The organism is Nostoc sp., assembly GCF_036919555.1.
In the GTDB taxonomy this organism is placed as follows: domain Bacteria; phylum Cyanobacteriota; class Cyanobacteriia; order Cyanobacteriales; family Nostocaceae; genus Nostoc.
Genome location: NZ_JBALCS010000030.1, coordinates 13,121 through 37,469 on the forward strand (window position 1 = coordinate 13,121; position 24,349 = coordinate 37,469).

The following is a 24,349-nucleotide window of genomic DNA, read 5'->3' on the forward strand; positions in this document are numbered from 1 at the left end:
CAAGAGATATACTTGTTCGTTTGTCGGCTGAACCTTGTAAAACCACATCAAAATAATAGATTTTTGCTATTATACCTGATTTTCTTGTGCGAATCGGGTTTTATTTTGATTGAGCGCTAGTGAGGATACCAGAACATGCCTTTGATGCCTTCTGGATCAGCCATAAACCCCATAGTTCGGTAGAAATCTACAACATGGGGATCGGCAAAGAGAGTGACATTACTAATTTCTTCACTCCTAAGTTTTTTGAGAACATATTTCATCAGTGCCTTGCCCAGTCCTTGACTTTGAAAGTCTGGGTGAACCACCACATCCCAAATAGTGGCATTAAACGCGTGATCTGAGGTAGCGCGGGCAAAACCAATGAGCCGCTTTTGGTTTCCTCTCACCTGCCACATTGAGGCGACAAGAAAACTATGCTCAATAGCTTTTTTCACTTTTCTTAGAGGACGACGCGACCAACCAACTGCATCACAGAGTTCTTCTAGCTCATATAGGTCAATGTCTCGCTCCGTGCTGAAGACGATGCGAGCCTCCTTCAAAGAAGCTTCGCTAATGCTGCTGGGGTTGGAGTTGCCCGCAGTTTGCGCTGTATGCTCTTCAAAGGGGTTTGTCCTAGTTGTCCCTACAGATTCAGGAGTACTAAACCAAGTTTTCCAAAAACCCATGCCAACGTGGTTCGGGTAGTATAACTGAATTGGTTTCCACTCTCAGGAGCGTTGATTCACGTTTAACATAGCTACCTCCATTTACTACCCCTGACACTCAAATTTTTTCGGTTGCTTTCGGGATTTGCAATGGCAACAGCCAGTTAGAGCGTGTTTCACACCAATCATTTTCAACTTTAGCATTTTGTTGTAAAGGCTAGGAGAAATTCACCAAAAGGGTAAGGATATAAGCAATTCAAAATTCAAAATGGAAAAACCTAATCCTGGCAATTACTCGTATAGAGCTTAAATGCACGTTAGCTTAGGAGTGAATTGTATACAAGGGATTATTTGGGAAAATTCTTCCCCAGTCCCCAGTCCCCAACACCCAGCCCCCAGGTGACGAAAGCAAGCGAGTCTTACCCTTAACAATGGCTTCTGGTTTAAAATCTTCAACACTGGAACTCCTAAAGCGCTTTAACCGAGCGTTTCCCCAGTTTTATGAGCAATTCGTCAGCAGTGAGATTCAGCTGCAAAATTTACGGCTAGCCTACCGTCTCTATAAAACTAGACGCGCTGTTATTGAACTGAAACCGGAAGGTAGCAAAAGCGCCTTGCATTTTGCTTACCGCAACCAGTCTTTTCTCCTCAGCGATATTTTTGGTGTACTAGCAGCTTATGGGTTGACCGTCCACGGTCTGAGTCTATACGGTCAAATCCGTCCGCCGATGTTAGTTTTTATCAAGCTGTTAGTGTCTCGTGGTAGTAAAGCCTTGACCGAGAAAACCGCAGAAAACGTCTGTCGCGCCATTCGTGAGGCTTTAGGAGGTCGGTTTGAGGTAGAAGAGATGCTGGCAGTAGAATTCAATCTTGACACTGGCTTAGAGCAGGTACAAACTGAGTTCTATGTCGATCCGGTCTTTCATCTCCCTGCCCTAGTGATTGAAGCTGATAATCAACCAGGATTATTCTACAAAGTGATGTACGCAATCTGGCAGGAAGACCTGCTAGTAGTCAATGCCAATTTACTGGTTTGGCGCGGACGTACACGGCTAATTCTTTACTTGTTGGGGCCAAATGAAAGCCTCATTCCTGAATATCTCGGTCACAAAATTGCTGAAGGAGTGGGGCAGAGGTTGCTGGGTAAATGATAAAAGTGAGGAGTTAATCAGTTAGGAGTTAGGAGTTATGAGTTATGAGTTAAAAATTTACAACTTCTCACTCCTAACTCTTCTTGTTCGGTATTTAGTCGCACCCGCCCTTCGGGGTACGATATAAGTATGGCAACTATCGAAATCTTGGGCGTTCCACACGCATACGAGCTAACGGCTCCCACTTCCTGCCCCGATGCTTTAGTATTTATCCACGGTTGGCTCAATAGCCGTGGATATTGGCAACCTGTGATTTCCCGCCTCTCAGATGATTTGCAGTGCCTTTCCTATGATTTGCGGGGTTTTGGTGAATCCCAGTCCCAGGTAAAAACCGATTTTAGTCTGGCACAAATGTCTCTGAGTCTTATGCCCATCTCCAGTAGTGCGTTTGGCTCACCAATCGATTCTCTTTATACTCCTGCTGCCTATGCTCAGGATTTAGCAATTCTCCTGAAACAGCTGAATATTACCAGTGCTTGGCTAATTGGTCACTCTTTGGGTGGGACGATCGCTCTTTGGGGAGCAGATCAAATACCTGAGTGTGTTAAAGGAGTTATTTGTATCAACGCTGGGGGTGGTATTTACCTCAAAGAAGCCTTTGAGCAGTTTCGCTCGGCGGGTCAGAAATTTTTGCAAGTCCGCCCGCGTTGGCTGTCCCAAGTGCCTTTGATTGATTTGCTGTTTACTAGAGCCAGTGTGGTACGTCCTTTGGAGCGCTATTGGGCACGTCAACGGCTGATTGATTTCGTTGTGGCTGACCCGGAAGCGGCTCTGGGAACTCTGTTAGACTCCACAACTGAGGAAGAAATCAATCGTTTGCCTGAGCTAGTATCCCAATTGAAGCAGCCAGTTTATTTTTTGGCTGGTGCTGAAGATAAGGTTATGGAACCCAAGTATGTGCGCCATTTAGCTAGCTTTCACAGACTGTTCCAGTATTGTGGTGACAATGTTTTGGAAATTCCTGATTGCGGACACCTGGCGATGTTGGAACAGCCGGATGCAGTGGCTGATCATATTCGGACGATAGTTAAAAGTCAATAGTTATTGGGCATTGGGCATTGGGCATTGGGCATTGGGCATTGGGCATTGCTGGTTACAAATGACAAAGGACAAATGACTAATGACTACTGAACAGGTTCATACAACTTCATCACCTGGGTAAGCGCTAACCTAGACTCAACGCCCAGTGTGATGGGGGATGTATGACCACAGGATAGATGGTCAGAGGCAGCACAGCCGATCATGGCGGCGTTATCGGTACAGAATTTCAGAGGGGGGAATAGGACGCGTAGATTATGTTCAATGGCTGCGGCTTGGAGGTTTTTTCTCAATCCGCTATTAGCTGCTACACCGCCACCAACAGCAATTGTGTCTAAACCATAGTCTAGGGCACAGGCGATCGCTCTTTTGGTTAGCGATCGCGCTACGGTTTCCTGAAAGCTAGCCGCTACATCTGCCACTGGTACTTGTCCACCATCTTTCTCTAACTGCTGCACTAAACGCAATACAGCCGTTTTTAACCCACTAAAACTCGTATCATAACGATGAAACCCCCCACCAGGTAGAGAAACTTTTCCTTCTGGTAGGGCAAAGGCTTGGGGATTGCCCTGTTGTGCCAACTTGTCAATCATTGGCCCACCCGGATAACCCAGCTTTAACAATCGCGCCACTTTATCAAAGGCTTCACCCGCAGCATCATCACGGGTTTGTCCCAAGGTTTCGTAACTACCACAATCTTTGACATAAATCAAGCTTGTATGTCCGCCTGAAACCAGTAAGCTAAGAAAAGGGGGATTTAAAGTTGATTCGCTCAAGTAAGTTGCGTAAATGTGACCTTCGAGGTGATGAACTCCCAAAAATGGCTTGTTGTGTACCATCGCTAGGGTTTTGGCGGCAGTTAGCCCGACCAACAGCGCTCCTACAAGTCCAGGGGCACAAGTGGCGGCAATTGCGTCAATTTTTCCCCAGTCTAGTTGGGCTTGCTCTAGGGCTTGAGCGATCGCAACATTTATCGTTTCTAAGTGCTGGCGAGACGCTACTTCTGGGACTACCCCACCATACTGCTGATGGACTGGAATTTGCGAGGCGACGATACTGCTGTAAACCTTACGATTGTTAACAATTGCGACGGCAGTTTCATCACAGCTTGTTTCTATTGCTAAAACAGTTGCCATTTCTTGAGTGCTGAATCTGGAGTGTTGAGTCCTGAGTCTGGAGTCGTGAGTCTGAAGTCCTGAGTAATAGAAGAGACGAAATCTTGCTTCTTTACTACCCTACTACAACAATTCTAGGACTTACACATTCACAGAACCAAATGAATATGGGTATGGATTTTCAGGCATTCAATCTTGATTATTTGACTATTAAACTGCGATGCCTACGGTGGTGACTGAGCTTTGTCGAAGTGTGGGCTACGCCTACACTATTGGACTAAAGGTAGTCGCCAACAGCCTGAAACGACCGAATTCATATATCACATGAAAGTCGTTTTGTACAGCGCGTAAGTCCTAAATTATTATACTCAGCACTCGTTACTCATCACCCAGCACTAATTTTGGTTGAGAAGCTTTAACTTTTATTGACTTAAACTTTACTCGGTTCCCACCCAAGAGTATGATGACTTCCTAGTTATGCAAATAAACAACTGTACAAGCCGCTTCGTTTTGTACAAAGAACTTTTTGTTTTGTAATAAAAGGAAACAACTCTATGCGACGATTGTTTGCTTTGATGTTAGCGATTTGTCTTTGGTTCAACTTTGCCTCCCCAGCACAAGCTTTAGGGGCTAATTTGACACCGTGCAAGGACAATCCCGCTTTCCAAGAGCTAGCAGCTAATGCCCGTAATACCACCGCTGACCCCGAATCCGGGAGAAAGCGGTTTGAGCGTTATTCTCAGGCGCTGTGCGGCCCTGAGGGCTATCCCCACTTGATTGTTGATAGTCGTCTAGATCATGCTGGTGACTTTTTGATCCCTAGCATTCTGTTTTTATATATTGCTGGTTGGATTGGTTGGGTAGGTCGTGCCTATCTGCAAGCGATCAAAAAGGAATCTGACACTGAACTAAAAGAAGTCCAAATCGATCTAGGTTTGGCACTACCGATCATGGCGTCAGGCTTTGCTTGGCCAGCAGCAGCAGTCCAAGAACTTCTCTCTGGAAAATTAGCAGCCAAGGATTCAGAAATCCCTATTTCCCCACGCTAAATCAGTTTAACTAATTCATTTGTTTTGGAGACTAAATTCATGGCAGACAAAGCCGACCAATCAGCTTATTTGATTAAATTCATTTCCACAGCGCCCGTGGCAGCTACCATCTGGCTGACCATCACAGCAGGTATCTTGATTGAATTCAACCGCTTTTTCCCCGACCTGCTTTTCCACCCACTGCCATAAGTGTCAAACAATTTTGGATTTTAGATTTGCGATTTTGGCTTAATACTACCCACAAGGGACGGGGCATGAAGCAAAAAATTCTTTTAATCCAAAATCCAAGTTGGGCTGGAAGCGCACCAAAGGTGCGACCCAAAATCTAGAATTGCTGGTCAAATGGGATTTAGGACAGTTGAATGTCTTGCTTTTTGCCTAATAGTGTGTAGTTGATCTATTCAGCTTAGTTAGGCAGAATTATCACCAAAATAGGCAGCAAAAATAGTTTTTTGAAACTCGTGATTCTGTTTACAGATCGCGAGTTTCACCTCTGAAAACTAGCTAAATTAATTTTTCTAAACTTCCTAGCCAAAACACATCTTTAGCCACAATTATTATTAATATAAAAATGCCACCATTTTAATTTAGAGGCGAACGTAAAATATGGCACAAGCAGTAGATGCATCAAAGAATCTTCCCAGCGATCCAAGAAATCGGGAAGTTGTTTTTCCCGCATTCGGTGATCAGCAGATTGGCAACCTAGAAACCCCGATTAATGCTTCTCCTTTGAGCAAGTGGTTCATTAATAACTTACCTGCCTATCGCCCAGGTCTGGCTCCTGCTAGACGCGGTTTAGAAGTTGGCATGGCTCATGGTTACTTTCTATTTGGCCCCTTTGCCAAATTGGGGCCACTGCGGGACACAGATAACGCTAACTTAGCTGGGTTATTGGGAGCCATTGGCTTGGTAATTGTTCTTACCGGCGCCTTATCTCTGTATTCCAATAGCAATCCGCCCAAAGCACTTCCTAGTGTTACCGTACCCAAGCCTCCGGCAGATGCTTTCAATTCTAAAGAAAGCTGGAACAACTTCGCCAGTTCTTTCTTGATTGGTGGTATTGGTGGTGCAGTAGTTGCTTACTTTTTGACTAGTAATTTGGCACTCATTCAAGGTCTATTTGGTTAATTTAGAAATGATAAGTTTGGAGAGACGCGATTAATCGCGTCTGTACGTTAGGAGTTAGGAGTTAGGAGTTAAAATTCATAACTTCTAATTCTTAACTCTTGTAGTGGTTCTCACTTCGGTGCAATACAGTCCTAACCTCACCCCGTATTTGAGTAAAGCAAACACTCCTCTCTCCTTAGCAAGGAGAGGGGTTAGGGGTGAGGTTTAAAAATGTACTTCATGCAAAGGAGAACCGCTATAGCTTATTTAAACAAAACCGTTTCAATGTCATTTAAAGCAGTTTCAAAATCGTCATTAACGACTTGAATATCAAATTCGTCTGCGGCTTGAATTTCTTCTTGGGCGCGGAGTAGACGACGAGCGATCGCTTCTTCAGAGTCTTGAGCACGAGAGCGTATCCGTTTCTCTAATTCATCAAAGGAAGGCGGTAGAATAAAAATTCTGAGGGCACTGGGGAAGGAAGCACGAATTTGTCTTGCCCCTTCTAGTTCAATTTCCAGCACCACCAACTTACCGGAATTAATTTTGTTAAGCACAGCTTCACGCGGAGTGCCGTAATAGTTACCAGCAAATTCTGCCCATTCCAAAAATTCACCTTCAGCAACTAATTGTTCAAATTTACTGCGGCTAATAAAGTAATAATTTTTACCATCGATTTCACCTCGACGAGGAGAACGAGTCGTCACAGATACGGAATAATATAGTTCCGAATGACGTTGTAGGAGCGATCGCATTAAAGTGCCTTTACCGACCCCACTGGGGCCAGTTAAAACAATTAACCTCCCTAAATGTAAGCATTCTTCGGTAGTCGCACTACTCTGGATGGGTAAAACTGGCATCATCCCTTCAACCTGTGAATCAATCAATAGTTATTATTCATTAGTCTTGTACTCCTGGCCAAGTCCACTAGTGACTAAATAATTTGTAGCAAGTGTGACAGAAAACTTGTCTAATTCGCATAGTACTGTCGATATGGTGTAAATAGAAGTGGGATTGTTAATCCACTCCTATAGCAGTCCTAAATGATTTATGAACTTTTCTGTTTCTTCTCTTGGCGCTCTTCTCTAGGAGACGCTTCTCTAGGATACGCTGCGCGAATGCCAACGCGATTGCGGGTTTTCTAGAAGATGCTGGTTCGATAATTTTCATAACTCAAATAAAATTGCTATAGTCAATTATCTACAGTTTGATGATCGCGGGAAATAACAAAGCGATTTGCTACTGTTTCCGGTTGAATCGCTGACAGAATTACGTGGCTGGAATCGGTGATAATTACAGCTCTAGTCCGACGACCGTAAGTTGCATCAATCAGTTGACCTCTGTCCCGTGCATCGGTAATAATCCGCTTAATCGGGGCAGACTCTGGACTGACAATGGCAACTACTCGGTTGGCAGACACGATATTACCAAAACCGATGTTGATTAACTGAATGTCCATAAAAAAAAAACTGATGCCAAACGCGGTTTGATAAGCTTAAAATAAACTTATTATCATGTTATCGCCAAAAAACGGGAGTTACAACGCTTAAATTCAAGCCAGCATTCGTTTTTAAATAATGTCTGCTTTTTTTAGCTGTTTATCAGCTATATTTCCTGAAAATCTTCCCAAAGACATAGGCTAAATCATACTGATACAGGCTAGTTAGGTAATGTATCTTTATAAAAGGGACTAGTACAGCACGGCGGAATTTTGCCTACCTTTAACAAAGGCTATACCGCGCCAGAGCATTTGAAAGTAATCGCTCTTAAAACTATTATCAATAAAGCGTTTGAGCTTCTTCATCAAAACTTTTGTCACTTTTTTTCTTACTTGTGCGCCTGATCAATAAATAAATGGTGATAAATAATCCACATCTAAAATTTGCTCAATGCTATAAGCACAAGTTTGCGGAAAACAATTCAATCCACTTTTCTTTTTTGCTTGTCGTAGCGCATCAATGTAGACTTCTTCAAGCACTGTGAGCAGATAGTTGTAGAGGTTTTTAGATTTGGTTAATTTCCTGAGTTCCACCCGAAAATTATCAATTTCCACTTCCCAATGATTTTTACATTCAGGAAGACTCCAATGTTGAGACAAAAGCAGATGTTTGAGAAGTTGCAGTAGATAACTTTCGAGCTTGTGTTTCTGCTCATTACCCAATCTTTCAATCTCCTCAATCAAATGATCCCAATCAAGATGCTCTAAATCTCGTTCTTGCAGTTGTTTTAACGTAGTTTCTAACCACAAGTGATAATCCTGTTCATAGAGAATTTGAGTGAGTATTTTAGACATTCTTTAACATTCTCCTAATTTACGAAAATTTGGAATTAGGTTTTATTGACGCACACTTCCCGCTTGACAATCGCGTAACCAGGCTTTAACTCCTTCGGCAACAGTACCGTTACTACTATCGCGTGGTGGGGATAGTGGCTGCTGTGCTGAATAGGAACCCACTTGAGAAAACATCATCACTAGTCGCCAACCACTTTTAGTTTTAGTCAACAACAGCCAGTGGAATTGCTGCAATTCTACCGCTTTCTTTCCTATGTACTGCCGCTCCAAGGTAGTAAAAAAAACTTGCTCAACTCCTGATGCAGCACTTTTAGGCGCATCTGCACTATATTCTTCAAGGTTAAGGGGCAGAGGAGTAAACTCAGGTCTTCCTGCCACTAGCATATAACTGTAAACATCACTACTTCTACTGAGGCGGCGGGCGCGTTGACTGACACGGTTAGTATAACTAGGCAAATCTTGGAGTAGCTGTATAGTTAAAGTTTCTAAATTTTGCTCATAACACAAAGACCTCGCCCCACTGTTGACATTTTCCCTTTCTGCGATCGCAGAGGGTTTAGGGGTGAGATTTGTCGAGAACGCTGGTAAAGCTTGGCTATTTGATCCTAAAACCCAGAAGCCACAAGCTAAAAGCCAACTATAATTTTTCTTCCTGAGCGAAGAGGCAAGATTTTTCTCCCCTACGCCCTGCACCCTGTCTCCCAGTTTCTCACTGACTCTTAGCTTCATGCCACTGTGGTTAACTCCTCAGAAATCCTCTTCCAGGCTAACTTCGGCTCAGTAGCTGTAGTGATCGGACGCCCAATCACTAGATAATTTGCACCAGCAATGATTGCTTGCGCTGGGGTCAGCGATCGCTTTTGATCACCAATATCAGCCCAAGTTGGTCTAACCCCCGGACAAACAAGCAAAAAGTCATCTCCACAAGTTTGTCGTAGTTGTGCCACTTCTTGGGGCGAACAAACTGCCCCATCAAATCCGGCCTCTTGAGCCAGCAATGCCATTTCTAGGGCGTATTCTGGTAATTCTAGGGGAATCTTTAAATCAAAGGCCAACTGCCTAGCAGAAATGCTCGTTAGCAAAGTAATGGCAATTAACTTAGGCGGTTTTACCCCTGCTTGGGCTGCTCCTTCTTGTGCTGCTTCCGTTGCAGCTTTGAGAGCCTCTCTACCAGATGTAGCATGAATTGTCAATAAATCCACCCCGTAAGTAGCTGCACTAAGACAAGCACCGGCGACTGTGTTCGGGATATCGTGAAATTTTAAATCTAGGAAAATGCGCTTTTGTCGGGACTTTAACACTTCCAGAATTTTCGGGCCAGTGCTGGTAAACAACTCTAAGCCGACTTTCCACCAAACCACTTGCGGAAGTTGATCTATAAGAGCGATCGCACTTTCTTCATCTGGCACATCCAAAGGTACTATAACTCGTTGTTCTGCGTTCATTTGCGATTCCCCACTCCCCATTTAAGGTACTAAGCGCACAAACTTATTTTTCCCAACTTGTAAAACCTTACCTTGTAACTCACAGAGATCATCAAAAGTCGTATCAACATCGGTAATGCGATCGCCATCTAAGCGCACTCCACCTTCTTGAATTTTCCGCTTTCCTTCTCCGGTACTTTTGCACAAGCCAGTGGCATTGAGAATATACGCTAACTTAGCGGGGAACTGCGATACCTCAGCTAGAGAAAATTCTGGAACTGCACCCTCCTTTCCACTGCTTTGCGCTGCAACTTTTGCCTCTTGGGCTGCGGTTTCGCCGTGGTACTGTTTGACAACTTCCGATGCTAAAAGTGTTTGGCGATCGCGGGGATTTTCTGGCAGTTTATCCAAAGGTAAATCCGTCAACAGTTCAAAATACTGTGACAGCAGATGATCGGGAACTCCTTGCAACTTCTGATACTTTTGTGCTGGGTGTTCCGACAACCCGATATAATTACCTAAAGACTTGGACATTTTTTGCACCCCATCCGTGCCAATCAGAATTGGCAGTAGCATCCCAAATTGGGGCTTTTGACCAAAATGGCGCTGCAAATCTCTGCCCACAGCAATGTTAAATTTCTGATCAGTCCCCCCCAATTCCACATCTGCCTCAACGGCAACCGAATCAAAACCTTGCATCAATGGGTAGAGGAACTCATGGATAAAAATCGGGTTCTCTTTTTTATAGCGATCGGCAAATCCTTCCTTCGCCAACATCTGCCCCACCGTCATCGTCGAGAGTAACTCCAAAATTTTCGCTAAGTTTAGCCCAGAGAGCCATTCGGAGTTATAGCGCACCTCTAACCTTCCTGGTGTGTCAAAATCCAAGATAGGACGTACTTGGTCAAGATAAGTCTGAGCATTTTGAGCTACATCTGCTTCTGTAAGCTGACGACGCACCTCAGATTTACCAGTCGGATCGCCAATGCGTGCGGTAAAATCGCCAATAATTAGAACTGCTATATGACCTGCATCTTGAAACGCTCGCAGTTTCCGTACTGGTATGCTATGACCGAGATGAATATCAGTACCAGTAGGGTCAATCCCCAATTTGATCCTCAAAGGTTGGTTTGTAGTTACCAAGCGCTTTTCTAGACTTTCACTGTTAATATCAACTGGTTGTGGAAAAACTTCTACTACACCACGACGCAACCAAGCAAAATCTGGCATCATACTAGAAAATCCACTGTTAGCTATATTTTGCACACTAGAAGTTAAGTTGGTTATATTCACTGGCAATTTATCCGCTTTCTCATCTGCCAAACTACTATAATTGCAAAAAATTAACCGCCTTGCTTCGCCCAATCAATTACAGTTAAATTTACAAGTGAGGAAGTGTAATAGCCGTGTCGTCGTCTAGGACTTTTGAAGATAAGCAGCCACAACGTCGGGCTTCATCAGGTTTTGAGTTTATGAAAGGAGTCGGTCAGGTAACTGGCGGTACTCTGCTTTCAATCACCATGCTGGCAAGTTCCATTGTAGCCGGAGGACTGGTTGGTTTAGCGATTAGTTTCCGTAATTTGCCAGATGTGAGACAGCTACGTAACTTCTTTCCCTCAGAAACGACTTACATCTATGACGTTAAGGGTAAACTTTTAACGAGTATCCACGGAGAAGCCAACCGGGAAGTCGTACCCCTAGATAGAATTTCGCCGAATCTGAAACGGGCGGTATTGGCAAGTGAAGATAGCCACTTCTACGATCACCACGGTATTAACCCCGTCGGCGTTGGGCGGGCTGTAATAGTTAACGCGGCAGCAGGTGGAGTCAGAGAGGGTGGCTCTACTGTCACCATGCAATTGGTAAAAAACCTATTTTTATCTCACAAGCGTGCCTTTACCCGCAAGTTAGCAGAGGCCGTGCTGGCAATCCGGTTAGAGCAAATTCTCAATAAAGACCAAATTTTTGAAATGTACCTCAATCAAGTTTATTGGGGTCATAACAATTATGGTGTACAAACGGCGGCACGCAGTTACTTTAATAAGTCAGCAGAATATTTAACCTTGGGTGAGTCGGCAATGATGGCGGGTTTGATCCAAGCACCAGAGGAATTCAGCCCGTTTGTGAGCATGAAGCTGGCAAAACAGAAAGAAAAAGAAGTGCTGGGACGGATGTTGGAATTGAATTGGATCAGCCAGTCAGAGTACGACGATGCCCTCAAGCAAGAAATCAAACTTGGTAGAATCAAATCCTTTCAAGGTAGTGCCCTACCCTATGTAACCAATACCGTAGCGCAGGAGTTAGCTAAGAAATTTGGGCGTGAAACACTACTCAAAGGTGGGATGCGAGTTCAAACTACAGTTGATGCCGACTTCCAAATGATGGCAGAAGAAACTGTCAGTAAGTGGCATAAATCACTACTAGAGCAGGGATTATCTAAGAATCAAATGGCTTTGGTGGCAATCGATCCGCGCACACATTTTATCAAAGCACTGGTGGGTGGTATAGATCCTAAGACCAGTGAATTCAATCGTGCAACTCAATCTCAACGCCAGCCCGGATCTTCTTTTAAACCGTTTGTATATTATACTGCTTTTGCTAGTGGTAAATATACGGCAGACTCAACGGTAGTAGACGCCCCAGTTAGCTATCGAGATGGTAACGGTTGGTACTCTCCCAGAAATTATGATGCGACTTTTAGGGGAGAGATGTCAATCCGCACAGCTATATCCCAATCGCGCAACATTCCCGTGATCAAAATTGGTAAGGCTGTGGGGATGAATAGAGTCATAGAAACCTGCCGTACCTTGGGGATTATGAGTCCGATGGAACCCGTGTCTTCTTTGCCACTTGGTGCGATTGGTGTGACCCCTCTGGAAATGGCTAGTGCCTATGCTACCTTTGCTAATTATGGCTGGCAATCTCCACCAACTGTAATTGCCCGTGTCACCGATAGTAGTGGTAACGTGTTGCTAGACAATACCCCTAAACCGCAGCTAGTTCTCGATCCTTGGGCATCAGCAGCCATTATCGATGTCATGCGATCGGTAATCTCTGAAGGTACAGGTAAAGGTGCTGCGATCGGTCGCCCAGCCGCAGGGAAGACGGGAACAACATCATCGGAAAAAGATATTTGGTTTGTTGGTACTGTGCCACAGTTAACAACTGCTGTCTGGGTAGGGAGAGACGACAACAGGCAATTAGCTGACCATGCGACAGGTGGTGTTCTGGTTGCTCCCATTTGGAAAGATTTTATGCAGAAGGCACTTAAGAACGTACCAGTAGAAAACTTCAAGCCACCTTCCCAGTTTTCTCGTCCCAAGTCACAATAATTTTAGATTTTAGATTTTGGATTAATTGCTAATCCAAAATCCAAAATTCAAAATCTAAAATTGACTAGGGCTGTTTTTCTAGCTCGGCTTTCATCCGTTCTAAAGTAAGGTGCATTTGATCAAACATTTGTTGCGGGGTGACACCGAACTGCCCTAATTGCGTTTTCAGTTGTTCAACTGTCATTTGTGCCATGAAATCTTCTGATAGCTCGAAGCGCTTCATAAAGATGCGATACCGATCCATCATGGTTTCCATTTGCTCAATAAACAGCTTTTTGCCATCGCGGTCAAATTTGCCGTAGCCGTTGCCAAGCTTGATCAGCGCCTGATAATCCTCAAACAGCTGTTTTGCTTCTTGCTGAACTATTTCAGAATCGAAGAATCCCATATTGCTTATATTAAACTGAGTGCCCAGACTCAGTAGCTTAATAGTTTTACTTCTATTTTTATTTTAGTCTAGGGGAGTAATCTAGTCACGATGCTTCGGTTTTAGTACGGTTTGTTACCGAAATTTCAACACTTGACTTGAGAAGGTATCCCCTCGCTAAACCGACTTAATAAAGCCGCAATACTCACAGCTTTAGCCATTGATTTAAGATTAGTGTTTTCACCCGGTTGAATTTTCAGTCTAGGAGTGTATTTCAAAGCTAGTGAATGTTACGGGTTAAGTTTTAATATGCCTTTTGGCTGTCTTATTGTAAGAACTGTGGTAGTAGTAAATTTGTTAGGAATATGTTGACTAAGCGCAAAAGCCGAAGTGTTGCCGCTGTTTTAGCTTTTTCTGGCACACTGACAATTTCAGGATTACATAAATTCTATCTGGGACAGCCGTTGTGGGGTGTTTTGTATGTGTTGCTTTCTTGGACGCCTATCCCCAAGGTAGCTAGTGCTATTGAGGGAGTTTGGTACTTAGCTCAAGATGAAGAAGCTTTTGATCGCAATTTTAATCTCGGCAAGTTAGGGCTAAGAAACTCACAACGGGTGAGTAATCAGGTAGGAGCGCTAGCTGATGCTTTACGTGAATTAGATGCTCTGCGCCAGGATGGACTGATTTCAGAGTATGAATTTGAGCAAAAGCGCCGCCAATTGCTAGACCAGATTTCTTGAGGTAAGCAACAATCATGAATAACTGGCTACCTTTGAACCCCAGGCTGCAAAAACTCCGCACCAAGCTCCTCAACGATCCCTACTATCGCCTACAATCTGGGGAAGAAATTCAGATGGCGGCAAAATTAGGTATTCGCATTGATGCCAATCAAGCGACTGTAGATGATTGGTTACGCCTACCAGGTTTGTCAATTCACCAAGCCCGATCGCTTGTCGAACTTTCGCGATCGGGTGTTAAATTTTACTGTATTGAAGATATTGCTGCGGCTTTGGGTATGCCAGCGCCGCGTCTGGAGCCATTAACGCCTCTGCTGAATTTTATTTACTATGACCACGAATCTCTAGAAAATCCCACCCATTTAGTTAACCCGAACACAGCAACAGTTGAAAAGTTAGCACAAATTCCATTTATAGATTTGTCTCTAGCAGAAGCAGTGGTGCAAAATCGGCAATCAGCTGGACCTTACCGTAATCTGGCTGATTTCCAACGACGGTTAGAGTTATCTGGTGATGCGATCGCTCAGATGATGTATTATTTAAGGTTTTAACTTAAGGTTCCGAGGGAAGGTAGATGTCTTTCAAGAAAATTCTACCTTTTTCTTTTTGGCTTTTCCGTGATTTCTCAATAATGCTGATAAACTTTGGATTGATGCTCAAGCTAAGAGTTTCTAAATCGATATCTTCAACAGAGAACAAAGCGGCAATAGGTTGACCGTTTCGAGTCAGAATCAGAGGCTGCTCATTCTTATCGTATTTCTCCAGCAGTGAGACGATCTCGCTAATTTCAACTGTTTTCATAATTCAACTATTTCTCCACCAATGCGAACTTGGTTCCCTTCTTTGATACCGACAGCACGGATATCTACGATAGATTCTTCCTCATCTACATCGTAATACACTCGAAAGTCGTCTATCCGCAATTCCCAAACTGCCATTAGATTTGGGCGCATCTCTTTACGGTTTCTAGTCGCCATAGTTGGCTCAAAGTTCAACTGCTCGGTGATGGCAGTTGTGATACATCCTTTGTTTCCTAGCTGTAAATACTTGCACTTAACTGTTACAAGCGGTCAGTTGTTTGTTTTTTACAACTGACCAGTAACTAATTAAATAAACCCAATACGATTGAGAGGCCAAAAGCGAAATGTTGCCCGACCGATGATATTTTGTCTGGGTAAAAAGCCCCAATAGCGAGAGTCATTACTATCGTTGCGGTTATCGCCCATGACAAAAAATTCGTCTTCTGGGACTTTTACTGGTTGATATGGCTGATTTGGCGGTTCAGCGATGTAGTCTTCTGCCAAGGGTTCACCGTTGAGATAGACTTTGCCATCAGCAACACGAATTACCTCACCAGACTTGCCAATAACTCGCTTGATGAAGGCTTGGTCTTTGGGATATCCTCGACGTTGTAGTTCTGCGGGTGGCTGAAAAACAATAATATCCCCAGTTATGGGAGGATGAAAATGGTAAGAGATTTTTTCAACTACCAAGCGATCGCCTGTATGTAAGGTGGGTAACATCGAATCAGAAGGTATGTAACGGGGTTCGGCGATAAAAGTCCTGATCAGGAATGCCAAACATAAGGCGATCGCAATTAAAATCAGATTTTCTTGCCAACTACGCCATACTTTTAACGACGCACGCTCTTCTTTTGCATCACTTTCGTGAGGAATCATAAAAGTTTCTAGCCAGTTTCAGAAGTGGGATAAATATCTTGATTATTTTGACTTAAAAGGTATGTTCATAGGCAAGCTAGTTTCTGTACGAATCAGTATGAGCATCAAATAATACAGTTATTGCTGCATCTATCGAAAATAAGCAAAAGTACTGTAAATCAACTGTGACCTGTCTAAGCCAATATAAGCTGATGATTAGGATTCCTAAATAGATAATTAAAAATCCTAATTTTAATTGCTGTAATTATAAGGCAAGTTATGAGACAATTTTCGGTTTTGCTTACTCCTGCTAAAAAAGCAGTTACCGACTGATAGAGCGATACAGCCAGTCGGTTTTTTCTTTGAGCAGAAAATTGGTCGTTGAATGGCAAAACAGTTTACCGAATGTCTAACAATATCTGCTTCACTTTAAGGAAAAAAGGCAAAGGGCAGTCTTGCTGGAGGCTTAGTTGGAAGAAAATATATTTTGGTATATATCATTAAGTGATATTACAGAAAATTAATCTCAATTTAAAGGTATTTTTAAATACACAGATATAGCTTAATCAAGTGTTATTAGTAAAAAATATTACATTTAAATGGTTCAATAGTATAGTTTAGATGCCGTACTATTGTGATTTTAACAGCTTGCTTATATATATGCGATTATTTTCCGTAATTACACGGTGACAATGCATATTAAACTGTACTATTTTTAAGATATAAATCTCCTTAATTATTGAGAAAAACATTAACAGACAGAAAGCTACTAGCAATTTAGGTTAAAGTATCAGCACCAAAAATAGAACTAAACTGCCGATAAAATTATTTTTGCTAAATGGCTCAAAAGTATCTAGGTTAACGAATAAGTGCCCCTTGGCAATGAGAAACTATATTGAATCAATTTTCGTCTCTCTATTTCAGAGAAAGTACAAGGCAACATTCTGTCAGTTGAAAATTTAACTTTTTCTTAAAAAGGAAGCAATGGCAGCAGGCAGTAAAATATATCTTATCAACAATAGAACTAATAGTTTATTAGACTCTTTTTTGAAAGATACTCCGCCCCTTGTAAGTAGTTTTGTATGTTAATCAAATAATTCACTAAGCTGTAAGTTATACAACTTTCTTGTCAGAAAGTCTTGCGATAAAAACTTCTGCCCGCGAAAAGTGCGAATTGTAGGCGCGACAGTCTAGGTCATCTTATTTGAAAAGCTATAAAACTTGAAAGGATAATGCTGCCTTAGCGGTGAAGTCAAAGACAGTAACTAATTCAAAACTCCTATTAAGAGGATTTTGGGGTGTGGTTAATTATCTGATTGTGTTCCTTCTTAGAGCTAGCGGTAAGAGTGGCAAAGTGCAGACTTTACCTTTTATGAGTGGGTTGACATTAATACAGTACCAAGTATTGTATAAGCGATCGCCCAAATCTAGAGTATCTAGATTTCAGTTAAAGCCGTATAGTCTGTCTTCTCGATTGTGAATTTCCGTTAGTCTCAATTCCAATTTTCGGGATTACCAGAAAGCAACTATATCTAAATATCTAAAAAAATGTGCTATAACGTACCGTCATAATCGTGGTTGATGGTTCGATCTTTGAAGGAGCTATCAGGTGGAAAACAATAAGTCATTTCTCTGGCCAGAAGGAATATTAATTGCGTTGCTTGCTTTATGTGGTGTTTTTAGCCTTGCTTTCATGATGCTTCTAAGGCCAAATGCTTCGGAGGCTCAGAATAGACAAAGTATAAATATCAAGGCTGTAGCTGCAAACGTCGGAACTCAGCAGCGCATTGAGAAATTAAAGGCGGCGATGATTACAAGTTGGCAGCAAGAAGCACAAAAAAAAGGACTATCCTACGCTGTACCGTCACGTTTTCAAGGGGCAATAATTAACGCTGCAAAGCTTACTCAAGGTGAGAAAGTAATTGCTCTCACCTTTGATGATGGACCTTGGCCTCAGACCACAGAGCAAGTGCTAGATATTCTGAAATCAAATAATATCAAAGGGACGTTTTTTGTCGTCGGGCAGAACCTAAAAAATTATCCAGAAATAGGAAAGCAAATTGTCGCTCAAGGTCACGTCATTGGCAACCATACTTGGCATCACTGGTATCACTTCTTTAATCCACAAGCAGCTGCTTTTGAAATTGATCGCACAGAAGACCTAATTTATCAAGTTACAGGTGCTAAAACAAATCTGTTCCGACCGCCTGGGGGTGTCATGCATAATGGATTAGCTGCTTATGCTAAAGGGCAAAAATATACTGTGGTGATGTGGTCGGCTGACTCCACAGACTACAAGTTACCTGCTGTACCAAAGTTGATCAATAACGTGATTAAAGATTCAAAACCTGGTGGGATTGTACTAATGCATGATGGTGGTGGGAACCGTTCTAAAACTATACAAGCTTTACCAGAAATTATTAGCAATTTTAGAAAGCAAGGCTATCGCTTTGTGACTATTCCAGAGCTTTTAGAAATAGAAGATGCAGACCAAAAGTTGCTTGCTAACAAAAAGCATTAATTATTAATTATTAATTATAGTTAATTCGTCAATACTAATTGGCTAAAAACTAAAATTAATCATCAGGAATAATTTAGATTATGCAACTTGACACTCAATCGCTATTAGCAATTGCCATAGTATTAATTACAACATATTTTTTGGGAGGAGCATTTACTGGAATAGCTACCTAATTATCACAAGGAAAAATAATTTTTTATTGAAATATTTAGATTATTAATTGGGGCTATCGGAGGGTATGAAGGTCTAGTAATCGTGGAGATTTTTATTCTTAAAGATTCATTTAAAAATCCAAATGAAATACTTAAAAGAATTATTGATTCTCATCATAGAATACTTAAAAGAATTATTGATTTTAGATTCTTCATTCCCGGTATGTTAGGGGCAATAGGTGCAAGTATAGCTATATTTACGATGAGAAAGGTATTTCGCTGGTGTTCATAAATTAATGAACTATAATTGAGCCTTTTTATGTCGTTTTGTTGTATAAGTATTGGTTTTTAGATTATTATTTGGGATGTTCGACGGAGCTATTATAGGAGTGTTTTTAATTAAAATTATCAAGCACAACAATAGGTCAATAATCAGGTAGAAAAACCCCACCCCCAACCCCCTCCCCGTAAGCGAGGAGGGGACTATGATGTACCTCATTTGATTATGTCTAATGACTAGTTACTAAACTGAACTCAGTTGTTTTTTCAGGATCAGCTTCGGGACTATCAGCTTCAGAAGGTGGAACCAACTGCCAGAATTTCGGCAAAAATTCTTGCCAGTTTTGCAGAATTTTCTTCGCCTTTGGTGAACCAGTGCGTTCGGCATGAGTTTGGATTAACTCTTGCAGCTGTTTTGCACCTACTTCTGTAATCACCCGTTGGATTTTGACAATTTCCAGATTGACTAACTCACGAAATGAGTCATCTTCATCTAAGAAGTATGCCAGTCCACCAGTCATTCCAGCAGCTACGTTACGTCCTACCTTGCCAAGGACGACAATCACACCACCTGTCATGTATTCGCAGCAGTGATCCCCAGCGCCTTCAATCACTGCTATGCCTTTGGAGTTTCTCACAGCAAAGCGCTCTCCTGCTTGACCGTTGGCAAATAATATGCCACCAGTAGCACCATAGAGGCAGGTATTGCCAACTATCACATTTTGTGCTGCATTATAGGTAGCATCAGATGGAGGTTTGATGATGATTTCACCACCACGCATCCCTTTACCTACGTAGTCGTTTGCTTCTCCTTGCAGAGTCAGAATTATGCCAGGGAGGTTGAACGCACCAAAGCTTTGCCCAACACTACCTGTGAAATTGAGATTAATTTGTCCTTCAAAACCGCTATCACCATATTGAGAAGCGATCGCTCCTGCTAATCTTGTGCCTACTGTTCTGTCAGTATTGACAATAGGGTAGGTCTTGGTGACAGTAGATTGGTTGCCAATGGCAGCCTGAATGTCGGGATTGGCAAGCAATTTGTCATCCAAAACCACGCCGTTGCTGTGGACTTCTTCATGCACCAACCAGCTACGATTTTCTCTGCTATCTGGTAACTGGAGTAAACAGTCCAGATTCAGCGATCGCGTTTTGGTGAGTTTTACCTCTGGGCGCAGTTTCAACAAATCTGCACGTCCAATGATTTCTGACAAACAAGGGTAGCCAAGTCGGGCTAACAAACTACGCACTTCTTCGGCGATGAAGTAGAAGAAGTTGACAACCTGTTCCGGTATTCCTGTAAACCGCTTGCGGAGTTCTTCTTTCTGAGTAGTAACACCTACAGGGCAGGTGTTCATGTGACAAACTCGCGCCATAATACAGCCTTCAGCAATCATGGCAATGGAGCCGAAACCGAATTCTTCACCGCCCATCAATGCACCTATTACCACATCCCAACCACTCTTGAGTCCGCCATCTACGCGCAAAATCACCCGATCGCGCAGGCTATTTTCCATCAAGACGCGATGCACTTCACTTAAACCGAGTTCCCACGGTGAGCCAGCATGTTTAATCGAACTTAATGGCGATGCACCTGTACCACCATCATGGCCAGAAATCTGGATAATATCGGCGTTTGCCTTAGCTACACCAGCAGCGATCGTGCCAATGCCAACTTCTGAAACTAGCTTCACCGATACCTTTGCTTTGGGATTAATTTGGTGGAGATCAAAAATCAGTTGCGCTAGGTCTTCAATAGAATAAATATCGTGGTGCGGTGGCGGCGAAATCAGCGTCACACCTGGCTTCGAGCGCCTTAACATCGCAATGTATTGGCTCACCTTGGGACCTGGTAGTTGTCCACCTTCCCCAGGCTTGGCACCTTGGGCAATTTTGATTTCAATTTGTTTGGCGTTGACTAGGTACTCTGGCGTAACTCCAAAGCGTCCCGATGCAACTTGCTTAATGGCACTATAAGCTTTATCACCATTCCGCAATCCTTTTAAATGAGGTAGGGTCGGTGAGTGACCAAACTCGTCTACATCATCTAAAACTGTATAGCGCACTGGGTCTTCGCCGCCTTCCCCTGAGTTAGATTTACCGCCAATGCGGTTCATAGCGATCGCTAAAGTTTCATGGGCTTCTCTTGACAAAGCGCCTAAAGACATCCCACCTGTACAGAAGCGTTTGACAATTTCAGTTACTGACTCCACTTCTTCTAGAGGAATTGGTGTGCGCTCGCCTTGGAAGTCCAGCAAGTCCCGTAAGGCTGTTACTGGTCTGCCTTGGAGATGCTTTTTGTAGACTTCGTAGTGGTCGTAGGTTTTGCCATCTAGAGCCTTATGCAGCGCCTTGACCAGTTCTGGGCTATTCATGTGGTACTCGCCGCCAGGACGGTATTGCACAAAGCCCAGGTTTTCTAATTTCTTGGTCGTCAGTTCTGGGAAAGCCTTGCTATGGAAAGAAAGCACTTCATCAGCGAGTTCGCTAACACTCAAACCACCAATGCGGGAAGTCGTACCACGGAATCCCAGTTCGATTAAATCCCCACCGATGCCAATAGCTTCAAAGATTTGGGCTGCTTGATAGCTGGAGAGCAGAGAAATTCCCATCTTGGAGAGAATTTTTAGTAAACCTGATTCTACTGCTTTGCGATAGTTTCCTAAAGCTTGTTCTAGGGTCAGGGCTGGAATTTTCTCCACAGCCATTAACTTTTGAGTTTTGGGATCAGACCACCAATCACGCACCGTATCTAAAGCCATATACGGGCAAACTGCACCAGCACCGTAGCCAATGAGACAACCAAAGTGATGAGTACTCCAGCATTGGGCAGTATTGATAATCAGGGATGTTTTCATTCGCAACCCTTCACGAATCAGGTGATGATGTACGGCACCCACTGCTAACAGGGGAGGAATGTAGGTATATTCTGTGCTGATACCGTCATTTACATTTATCCGTTGGTGTAGCCCGCCATAGGCATCGCTTAATATTAAAATCCTTGCACCTGCCCGGACTGATTCAGCTGCTTGTGCTTGTAAAGATTCTACTGCGGCTTTCAATCCTTCTGGACCAGTGGCGATCGCAAATAGGGTTGACAACTCGGCTGTGGCAAATCCTGACAGCTTAATCGCCTCCAACTCTACCTCTGTCAACAATGGCGACTCAAGTTTTAATCTCCGCGCATATTCTGGCTTGGGTTCTAATAAGTTACCCCGTTCACCCAGTTCGACTTTCAGAGACATTACTAGCTTTTCCCGGAGGGGATCGATCGCTGGGTTTGTCACCTGAGCAAAGCGCTGTTTGAAATAGTCATAAAGCAGGTGGGGCTTTTGTGACAACACCGCTAAAGGAATATCATCACCCATGCAGAAAGTCGGCTCTGAACCGGCGATCGCCATTGGATGAATCACCATTTCTACATCTTCTGTGGTGTAACCAAAGGCTGTTTGAAACTGAAGCAAGCTTTGCTTGTCAACTTTGTCAGGTGTACTATGCCCGTTACGATTTTCAGCAGCCAGATGTCCATTTCCATTCCCATCTGATGACTGACTACTGACAATTTCTTTGAGTTCTTGACGGTACTGTTGCAGCCATTCACCATAAGGGTGCTGCTTGGCGATGCGCTGCTTAATCTCCCAATTTTTCAGCACTTCCTGGTTTACTAAATCCACGGCAATCATTTGCCCTGGTCCGAGTCTACCTTTCTCGACAATATCGGCTTCTGGGAAATCAACTACCCCAGCTTCAGAAGCTACAACAATGTAGTCATCTTTAGTAATCAGATAGCGAGCTGGTCTTAAGCCATTACGATCTAGTGTTGCACCAACTTTTTTGCCATCGCTGAATACTAAAAGTGCTGGCCCGTCCCACGCTTCTTGTAGTCCACTGTAATATTCGTAGAAATCAACAATTTCTGGAGAGTCACGCAAAGAAGGCTGATTTTGGTAAGCCTCTGGAACCATAATCATTAAAGCTTCCAAGGGGCTGCGTCCAGAACACACCAACAATTCCAGTACGTTGTCTAGGGTAGCTGAGTCGCTGTTATCAATGTGAACTAATGGCTTGAGTTCTTGAATGCGATCGCCCCAAACATGATGATTCAGGCTAGCTTCTCGTGCCATCATCCAGTTGATGTTACCCAACAAGGTATTGATTTCGCCGTTGTGACCCAAAAGCCGCATTGGTTGAGCTAGAGGCCACTTGGGCATCGTATTGGTACTAAAGCGGCGGTGATAAACAGCAAAGGCGCTTTTGTAAGCTGGATTTTTTAAATCGTGATAAAAGTTGCCCAAGACGGCGGAACGCACCATGCCTTTGTAGACAATTGTGCGACTTGACAAGGAGCAGATATAAAATTCTTCTGAGATTTTGGTTGCAACTTTACTAATGCGGCGGCGGGTAATATACAACTGTCGTTCTAATTCATCGCCGCTTTTGTCAACAGAAGCTAACAAAACTTGTTCAATTTGGGGTTGATTTTCTCTTGCTTGTACCCCCAGTAAATCAGTTTGCACTGGCACTACTCGCCAACCCAGTACAATCAATTTTTCTTCAGCAGCTACTTGCTCAACAGTCGCCCTAGTTTTTTGGGCTGCTTCCTGGTCTTGTGGTAGAAAGATCATCCCCACAGCTATATTATTGGTGGATGAAAATTCCTTCCCCGTTTGAGCAAAATCTTGTTGGAACAACTCCCAAGGTATTGCTGTCAATACTCCAGCACCATCACCAGAGTCTTGATCAGCGCTACAACCTCCTCGATGCTCTAAGCAGGTTAAAGCAGCCAAGGCTTTTTCGACAATTTCGTGGCTGGTATGATTCTGGCGATGAGCAATAAAACCGACACCACAGGCATCTCGTTCCTCTACTAACCACTTTTGCCCCTGATATGTATCTCTTGAGTTTATCTTTGCTGTGATTTTCTGGTCTTGATTCATCGGTTTATTATTCATACCCTGTTCCTGAAGTATTGAGTTACCAATTTCGCCACTACATTGTGGGAAAAAATTTCTAAATTCAGCGATGGAGAAATATATAAGCACCGAAATTTAGGAAAAAAAATTTTAGGTTTTACTTTATTAGTTCACCCGCGTTAGAATGTTGCGTATTTTTTATGTATTTATGCGGTGTTAAATAAATTACCTCCGCCAAGACATTATTTTTGCCCTGACAGTTTCTTTTTTATATTGTGAAGCTAAGTATTTTCTCAATCCCCTTTTTCCAGATGCACGCTAGCTACTCCTAGAGCCTATTTCGGCTCATCTGAAACAAAATTAAAACTCAAGGCTATACTATGTTTTAAAGCCAAATTCATCCTGAACCAGCAATAAGATCAGCGTATTACAATATATACCCATTTGACAATTCCCAAATATTTTTGTTGTTGTCTAAACTTTTGCTGGTTACCAGTTGCCAGACATCTAACTATTTAACTACACCCAACTGAACTAGCAACAATCGCAACCTTCAGTCAGGATTG

At 42.9% G+C, this 24,349-nt stretch carries 22 protein-coding genes; 9 read left to right on the forward strand and 13 right to left on the reverse strand.

Features of this window, described 5'->3' with window-relative positions; genetic code table 11:
• Positions 1-116: 116 nt before the first annotated feature.
• Positions 117-668 (reverse strand): GNAT family N-acetyltransferase, encoded by a 552-nt coding sequence (locus tag V7K36_RS08700; RefSeq protein WP_335114901.1) that lies wholly within the window; start codon positions 666-668, stop codon positions 117-119.
• A gap of 410 nt (positions 669-1,078) precedes the next feature.
• Between V7K36_RS08700 and V7K36_RS08705 the strand changes: the two genes are divergently transcribed.
• Together V7K36_RS08705 and V7K36_RS08710 are read left to right on the forward strand one after the other, a co-directional pair.
• Positions 1,079-1,798: a hypothetical protein gene (locus V7K36_RS08705; RefSeq protein ID WP_300416882.1), complete on the forward strand. Its 720-nt coding sequence runs from the start codon at positions 1,079-1,081 to the stop codon at positions 1,796-1,798.
• Between the two features lie 129 nt (positions 1,799-1,927).
• Entirely contained in the window at positions 1,928-2,839 is a 912-nt protein-coding gene (locus tag V7K36_RS08710) for an alpha/beta fold hydrolase (protein WP_335114903.1), read from the forward strand.
• 83 nt (positions 2,840-2,922) lie between these two features.
• On the opposite strand, the gene tsaD is transcribed toward V7K36_RS08710, so the two are convergent.
• Complete coding sequence (gene tsaD, locus V7K36_RS08715; RefSeq protein WP_335114905.1) at positions 2,923-3,972, reverse strand: tRNA (adenosine(37)-N6)-threonylcarbamoyltransferase complex transferase subunit TsaD; 1,050 nt, start codon at positions 3,970-3,972, stop codon at positions 2,923-2,925.
• Positions 3,973-4,505: 533 nt separating this feature from the next.
• Between tsaD and V7K36_RS08720 the strand changes: the two genes are divergently transcribed.
• From V7K36_RS08720 to V7K36_RS08730, 3 genes are all read left to right on the forward strand, one after another.
• Complete coding sequence (locus tag V7K36_RS08720) at positions 4,506-5,000, forward strand: Photosystem I reaction center subunit III (RefSeq protein WP_334824675.1); 495 nt, start codon at positions 4,506-4,508, stop codon at positions 4,998-5,000.
• 39 nt (positions 5,001-5,039) lie between these two features.
• The gene (psaJ, locus tag V7K36_RS08725; RefSeq protein ID WP_334824673.1) at positions 5,040-5,189 is read left to right on the forward strand and encodes a photosystem I reaction center subunit IX; all 150 of its coding nucleotides are present in this window, start codon (positions 5,040-5,042) and stop codon (positions 5,187-5,189) included.
• A 417-nt stretch (positions 5,190-5,606) separates the two neighbouring features.
• Complete coding sequence (locus tag V7K36_RS08730; protein ID WP_334824671.1) at positions 5,607-6,128, forward strand: photosystem I reaction center protein subunit XI; 522 nt, start codon at positions 5,607-5,609, stop codon at positions 6,126-6,128.
• A 242-nt stretch (positions 6,129-6,370) separates the two neighbouring features.
• On the opposite strand, the gene gmk is transcribed toward V7K36_RS08730, so the two are convergent.
• From gmk to tyrS, 6 genes are all read right to left on the reverse strand, one after another.
• Positions 6,371-6,970: a guanylate kinase gene (gmk, locus tag V7K36_RS08735; RefSeq protein WP_334824691.1), complete on the reverse strand. Its 600-nt coding sequence runs from the start codon at positions 6,968-6,970 to the stop codon at positions 6,371-6,373.
• Between the two features lie 329 nt (positions 6,971-7,299).
• The gene (gene remA / locus V7K36_RS08740) at positions 7,300-7,566 is read right to left on the reverse strand and encodes an extracellular matrix/biofilm regulator RemA (protein ID WP_073639751.1); all 267 of its coding nucleotides are present in this window, start codon (positions 7,564-7,566) and stop codon (positions 7,300-7,302) included.
• A 384-nt stretch (positions 7,567-7,950) separates the two neighbouring features.
• Complete coding sequence (locus tag V7K36_RS08745; protein WP_335114907.1) at positions 7,951-8,400, reverse strand: DUF29 domain-containing protein; 450 nt, start codon at positions 8,398-8,400, stop codon at positions 7,951-7,953.
• A gap of 42 nt (positions 8,401-8,442) precedes the next feature.
• Positions 8,443-9,129: a hypothetical protein gene (locus V7K36_RS08750; protein WP_335114909.1), complete on the reverse strand. Its 687-nt coding sequence runs from the start codon at positions 9,127-9,129 to the stop codon at positions 8,443-8,445.
• A complete protein-coding gene (gene pyrF / locus V7K36_RS08755; protein ID WP_335114911.1) occupies positions 9,126-9,845 on the reverse strand; it encodes an orotidine-5'-phosphate decarboxylase in 720 nt (239 codons plus the stop codon). Before pyrF ends, V7K36_RS08750 begins: the two co-directional genes overlap by 4 nt.
• Before the next feature lie 21 nt (positions 9,846-9,866).
• Entirely contained in the window at positions 9,867-11,057 is a 1,191-nt protein-coding gene (tyrS, locus tag V7K36_RS08760; RefSeq protein WP_335115052.1) for a tyrosine--tRNA ligase, read from the reverse strand.
• Between the two features lie 173 nt (positions 11,058-11,230).
• Between tyrS and V7K36_RS08765 the strand changes: the two genes are divergently transcribed.
• On the forward strand, positions 11,231-13,156 hold the full coding sequence (locus V7K36_RS08765; protein ID WP_335114913.1) for a transglycosylase domain-containing protein: 1,926 nt from the start codon (positions 11,231-11,233) through the stop codon (positions 13,154-13,156).
• Positions 13,157-13,220: 64 nt separating this feature from the next.
• Here V7K36_RS08765 and V7K36_RS08770 read toward each other — a convergent pair whose 3' ends face one another.
• Positions 13,221-13,544: a DUF1825 family protein gene (locus V7K36_RS08770; RefSeq protein ID WP_292762021.1), complete on the reverse strand. Its 324-nt coding sequence runs from the start codon at positions 13,542-13,544 to the stop codon at positions 13,221-13,223.
• Positions 13,545-13,888: 344 nt separating this feature from the next.
• Between V7K36_RS08770 and V7K36_RS08775 the strand changes: the two genes are divergently transcribed.
• Both V7K36_RS08775 and V7K36_RS08780 read left to right on the forward strand, forming a co-directional pair.
• Complete coding sequence (locus V7K36_RS08775) at positions 13,889-14,263, forward strand: NINE protein (RefSeq protein ID WP_335114915.1); 375 nt, start codon at positions 13,889-13,891, stop codon at positions 14,261-14,263.
• Between the two features lie 14 nt (positions 14,264-14,277).
• Positions 14,278-14,811, forward strand: coding sequence for a ComEA family DNA-binding protein (locus tag V7K36_RS08780; RefSeq protein ID WP_335114917.1), 534 nt, complete (start codon positions 14,278-14,280; stop codon positions 14,809-14,811).
• Between the two features lies 1 nt (position 14,812).
• On the opposite strand, the gene V7K36_RS08785 is transcribed toward V7K36_RS08780, so the two are convergent.
• The 3 genes from V7K36_RS08785 to lepB all read right to left on the reverse strand — a co-directional run bounded on the left by V7K36_RS08785 (position 14,813) and on the right by lepB (position 15,939).
• Positions 14,813-15,061 carry a hypothetical protein gene (locus V7K36_RS08785; protein WP_335114919.1) on the reverse strand — a complete coding sequence of 83 codons (249 nt, stop codon included), beginning with the start codon at positions 15,059-15,061 and terminating at the stop codon, positions 14,813-14,815.
• On the reverse strand, positions 15,058-15,237 hold the full coding sequence (locus V7K36_RS08790) for a type II toxin-antitoxin system RelE family toxin (RefSeq protein ID WP_335114921.1): 180 nt from the start codon (positions 15,235-15,237) through the stop codon (positions 15,058-15,060). The genes V7K36_RS08785 and V7K36_RS08790 overlap by 4 nt, the downstream gene beginning before the upstream one ends.
• Positions 15,238-15,366: 129 nt before the next feature.
• The gene (gene lepB, locus V7K36_RS08795) at positions 15,367-15,939 is read right to left on the reverse strand and encodes a signal peptidase I (protein ID WP_334824662.1); all 573 of its coding nucleotides are present in this window, start codon (positions 15,937-15,939) and stop codon (positions 15,367-15,369) included.
• A 1,588-nt stretch (positions 15,940-17,527) separates the two neighbouring features.
• Between lepB and V7K36_RS08800 the strand changes: the two genes are divergently transcribed.
• Positions 17,528-18,439 (forward strand): polysaccharide deacetylase family protein, encoded by a 912-nt coding sequence (locus V7K36_RS08800; RefSeq protein WP_335114923.1) that lies wholly within the window; start codon positions 17,528-17,530, stop codon positions 18,437-18,439.
• A 661-nt stretch (positions 18,440-19,100) separates the two neighbouring features.
• Here V7K36_RS08800 and V7K36_RS08805 read toward each other — a convergent pair.
• Positions 19,101-23,822 (reverse strand): glutamate synthase-related protein, encoded by a 4,722-nt coding sequence (locus V7K36_RS08805; protein ID WP_335114925.1) that lies wholly within the window; start codon positions 23,820-23,822, stop codon positions 19,101-19,103.
• Positions 23,823-24,349: the final 527 nt, after the last annotated feature.

Coding starts and splice junctions, on each gene's coding strand:
- V7K36_RS08805 (WP_335114925.1), bottom strand. CDS start 23,822: ATGAATAATAAACCGATGAATCAAGACCAGAAAATCACAGCAAAGATA.
- V7K36_RS08790 (WP_335114921.1), bottom strand. CDS start 15,237: ATGGCGACTAGAAACCGTAAAGAGATGCGCCCAAATCTAATGGCAGTT.
- lepB (WP_334824662.1), bottom strand. CDS start 15,939: ATGATTCCTCACGAAAGTGATGCAAAAGAAGAGCGTGCGTCGTTAAAA.
- V7K36_RS08720 (WP_334824675.1), top strand. CDS start 4,506: ATGCGACGATTGTTTGCTTTGATGTTAGCGATTTGTCTTTGGTTCAAC.
- psaJ (WP_334824673.1), top strand. CDS start 5,040: ATGGCAGACAAAGCCGACCAATCAGCTTATTTGATTAAATTCATTTCC.
- V7K36_RS08750 (WP_335114909.1), bottom strand. CDS start 9,129: ATGAAGCTAAGAGTCAGTGAGAAACTGGGAGACAGGGTGCAGGGCGTA.
- V7K36_RS08705 (WP_300416882.1), top strand. CDS start 1,079: ATGGCTTCTGGTTTAAAATCTTCAACACTGGAACTCCTAAAGCGCTTT.
- tsaD (WP_335114905.1), bottom strand. CDS start 3,972: ATGGCAACTGTTTTAGCAATAGAAACAAGCTGTGATGAAACTGCCGTC.
- V7K36_RS08700 (WP_335114901.1), bottom strand. CDS start 668: ATGGGTTTTTGGAAAACTTGGTTTAGTACTCCTGAATCTGTAGGGACA.
- V7K36_RS08730 (WP_334824671.1), top strand. CDS start 5,607: ATGGCACAAGCAGTAGATGCATCAAAGAATCTTCCCAGCGATCCAAGA.
- V7K36_RS08710 (WP_335114903.1), top strand. CDS start 1,928: ATGGCAACTATCGAAATCTTGGGCGTTCCACACGCATACGAGCTAACG.
- gmk (WP_334824691.1), bottom strand. CDS start 6,970: ATGATGCCAGTTTTACCCATCCAGAGTAGTGCGACTACCGAAGAATGC.
- tyrS (WP_335115052.1), bottom strand. CDS start 11,057: ATGATGCCAGATTTTGCTTGGTTGCGTCGTGGTGTAGTAGAAGTTTTT.
- pyrF (WP_335114911.1), bottom strand. CDS start 9,845: ATGAACGCAGAACAACGAGTTATAGTACCTTTGGATGTGCCAGATGAA.
- V7K36_RS08785 (WP_335114919.1), bottom strand. CDS start 15,061: ATGAAAACAGTTGAAATTAGCGAGATCGTCTCACTGCTGGAGAAATAC.
- remA (WP_073639751.1), bottom strand. CDS start 7,566: ATGGACATTCAGTTAATCAACATCGGTTTTGGTAATATCGTGTCTGCC.
- V7K36_RS08775 (WP_335114915.1), top strand. CDS start 13,889: ATGTTGACTAAGCGCAAAAGCCGAAGTGTTGCCGCTGTTTTAGCTTTT.
- V7K36_RS08780 (WP_335114917.1), top strand. CDS start 14,278: ATGAATAACTGGCTACCTTTGAACCCCAGGCTGCAAAAACTCCGCACC.
- V7K36_RS08745 (WP_335114907.1), bottom strand. CDS start 8,400: ATGTCTAAAATACTCACTCAAATTCTCTATGAACAGGATTATCACTTG.
- V7K36_RS08770 (WP_292762021.1), bottom strand. CDS start 13,544: ATGGGATTCTTCGATTCTGAAATAGTTCAGCAAGAAGCAAAACAGCTG.